General features: G+C 60.7%; 4 protein-coding genes. 3 read left to right on the top strand and 1 reads right to left on the bottom strand.

What is annotated here, in order from left to right; genetic code table 11:
• Nucleotides 1–590: NUDIX domain-containing protein (locus WCB02_RS02200; RefSeq protein ID WP_423955887.1), on the bottom strand; the 590-nt coding region annotated here is incomplete at its 3' end.
• A 95-nt stretch (nucleotides 591–685) separates the two neighbouring features.
• On the opposite strand from WCB02_RS02200, the gene WCB02_RS02195 reads away from it, so the two are divergent.
• The 3 genes from WCB02_RS02195 to WCB02_RS02185 form a co-directional block, all read left to right on the top strand.
• The gene (locus WCB02_RS02195) at nucleotides 686–1,417 is read left to right on the top strand and encodes a transaldolase (protein WP_423955884.1); all 732 of its coding nucleotides are present in this window, start codon (nucleotides 686–688) and stop codon (nucleotides 1,415–1,417) included.
• A 176-nt stretch (nucleotides 1,418–1,593) separates the two neighbouring features.
• The gene (locus WCB02_RS02190) at nucleotides 1,594–2,601 is read left to right on the top strand and encodes an NAD-dependent epimerase/dehydratase family protein (protein WP_423955882.1); all 1,008 of its coding nucleotides are present in this window, start codon (nucleotides 1,594–1,596) and stop codon (nucleotides 2,599–2,601) included.
• Nucleotides 2,602–2,613: 12 nt separating this feature from the next.
• Nucleotides 2,614–2,928 (top strand): SDR family NAD(P)-dependent oxidoreductase (locus WCB02_RS02185; protein WP_423955880.1); only part of this gene is annotated, 315 nt, incomplete at its 3' end.

The raw sequence follows: 2,928 nt of genomic DNA, 5'->3' as shown, positions 1-2,928 counted from the left end.
CGCCAGATCGGGTCGAGGCCGGCGAAGTCGAGGCCGAAATCGAAGCGCGAAAAATAATGCATGTTGCCGTCCGCTGTCTTCAAGTCGAGTTCCTCCTCGAGCTCGCGCGCCAGCGCCTGTTCGACGGTCTCGCCCGGGTCGATGCCGCCGCCAAAACAGCCCCAATGCGACGGAAAGAAGATCCCGCGCTTGGCGTCTCGCAGCTGGAGCAGGTACTGCCCCTCGACCACGATGATGGCCGCAACCGCATTGCCGGGTCGCAGTGGAATGGACAGCTCGAGTCTGGGATCGTCGGCGGGGTTTGGAGTAGCGTTGTCCGGCATCTTTTTATCCACTTCCAAATTGCTGGTCTTGTCTCGCGGTTCCGGTGTTCTTACTCTGCCTTGACTTTCGCCGTCCCGGCCGTTACCGAGCGCTCGTGCTGAATTGCCTCGCTTTTTTGCTGGAATCGAGCGGTTCTGAGATTTTGCATTCTTCAGCCTTCCGCTCCAGTCTGGAAGCGACCTGCCTTCGTGAGCCGGCCAAAACCCAGAAGATTGTGACAATCTCCACGGGAGCTTTGCCGAAGGAGCCGTGATCAGGTATGTCATCTGCCGTCGATATGGATGATATAGGGCTAGAGTCGAGAGCGGTTCTCAGGGATGCGCTACGTTCGCAGCACCTGCTTCGCTGAAGGAGTGACAGGATGAATACCCCAAGCGTTGACCAGCTGCGGATCAGGCTTTTCGCCGACGGAGCCGATCTGAAGAACATCCGCGAGCTCGCCGCCAACCCGAAGATCCAAGGCTTCACCACGAACCCGACCCTGATGCGGGCGGCGGGCGTGAGCGACTACCGCACCTTCGCGTTCGACGTGCTGAAGGTGGTGACCGGCCGGCCGATTTCGTTCGAAGTGTTCGCCGACGATTTCCCGACCATGGAGGCCCAGGCACGCGAAATCGCCAAATGGGGCGACAACGTCTACGTCAAGATCCCCGTCACGAATACAAAGGGCGAGTCGAGCTGTCCGCTGATTGCGAGGCTCGCCAAGGCCGGCGTCAAGCTGAACGTCACCGCCATCATGACGCTCGATCAGGTGGGCGAAGTCGGTCAATCGCTCGATCCGGCGGTGCCGGCCGTGGTGTCCGTGTTCGCCGGGCGAGTCGCTGACACCGGACGCGATCCGGTGCCGCACATGGCGAGGGCGCTCGAGCTGTTGCGCGACCGGCCGAAGGCCGAACTGCTATGGGCGAGCCCGCGCGAGCTGCTCAATATTTTCCAGGCTGATGCGATCGGTTGCCACATCATCACCGCGACTCCGGACTTGCTGAAGAAGCTCTCGCTGGTGGGGAAGGACCTCGACCTCTATTCCAGGGAAACCGTGTCGATGTTCTACAATGACGCGAAAGCCGCCGGCTTCGCGATCGCCACAGGCTGACCGCGTCGATCTCGACGTCCGGTGTGGCGGATTAACCGGCCATAGCCGCCATATGAGCTTGAGAATGGCGCAGGAAAGCGGCAGGGATAAAGCCGCCAGAAGAAATCGAATCACGAGAGCATTGTAGATATGGCTCACACTTCGCTGTGAGCGCTGACGGGGCGAAAGCAGAGCAAATGACCGAGATTAGAAAGAGTGTCCTGATCACTGGCGGTGCCGGATATGTCGGGCACATCCTGACGCCCCGTCTTCTCAGCAAGGGCTATCACGTCACGGTTTTCGACAGGCTGTGGTACGGTTGCCGGATGCCGAACGATCCCAAGCTGCGGGTCGTGCAGGGGGACATTCGCGACACCGCGCAGGTCGCATCCGTGCTTCAAGGCATCGATGCGGTGCTGCATCTCGCCTGCATCTCCAATGATGCGAGCTTCGAGCTCGACGAGAAGCTGTCCGAGACCGTGAACTATGATTGCTTCGAGCCGCTGGTCGTGGCGGCGAAGAAGGCTCGCGTCAAGCGCTTCGTCTACTGCTCGTCGAGCTCGGTCTACGGCGTGTCGAACTCCCCTGACGTGACCGAGGAGCATCCACTGGTTCCGTTGACCCTCTACAACAAGTTCAAGGGCATGTGCGAACCGCTGTTGTGGAAGCACAAGGCGGACGATTTCACCTGCGTCACCATGCGTCCGGCGACCGTCTGCGGCTACAGCCCGCGCACCCGCCTCGATCTCTCGGTCAACATCCTCACCAATCATGCCGTCAACAAGGGCGTCATCACGGTGTTCGGCGGCACCCAGATGCGGCCCAATCTGCACATCGAGGACATGGTCGACGCCTACGAGATGATGCTCGAGGCGCCTCACGCCAAGGTGCACGGCGAGACCTTCAATATCGGCTTCGAGAACCACTCGATTGCCGCCATCGCCGACATGGTCAAGAAGGTCGTCGAGGAGGAGATGCCGGAAAAGGGGCCGATCACGATCGAGACGACGCCCTCCAACGACAACCGCTCCTACCACGTCAACTCCGACAAGATCCGCCGGACGCTGGGCTTCCGGCCCAAGCGCACCATCGAGGACGCCGTGCGCGATCTGGCGCGGGCGTTTCGCAACGGGCTGTTGCCGTCGAGCTTCGACGATGATTGGTACTACAACGTTCGCACCATGAAGAAGATCAAGGCAAAATAGGAGCGGCGCTGCGTGACGAAGACGGCAATCGTAACGGGGGGAGCCGGCTTCATCGGCAGCCACATGGTGGACGTGCTGGTCGACCGCGGTTACGCGGTGCGGGTCATCGACAATCTCATTGGCGGACGAGAGGCCAACCTCGAGCATCACAAGGGCAAGGCGGATGTCACGTTCTACAACGCGGACATCAGAAGCTTCATGCCGGGCGATGATCGCTTCGGGGACGTCGACTATGTGTTCCATTTCGCCGGCATCGGGGACATCGTGCCCTCCATCGAGCGGCCGCTGGAGTACATGTCGACGAACGTGCTGGGCACCGTGCACATG

The organism is Bradyrhizobium sp. (assembly GCF_049581145.1).
Classification (GTDB): Bacteria; Pseudomonadota; Alphaproteobacteria; order Rhizobiales; family Xanthobacteraceae; genus Bradyrhizobium.
The sequence above is the reverse complement of the archived record's forward strand: the minus strand, read 5'-3'. Positions and strand labels throughout refer to the sequence as shown.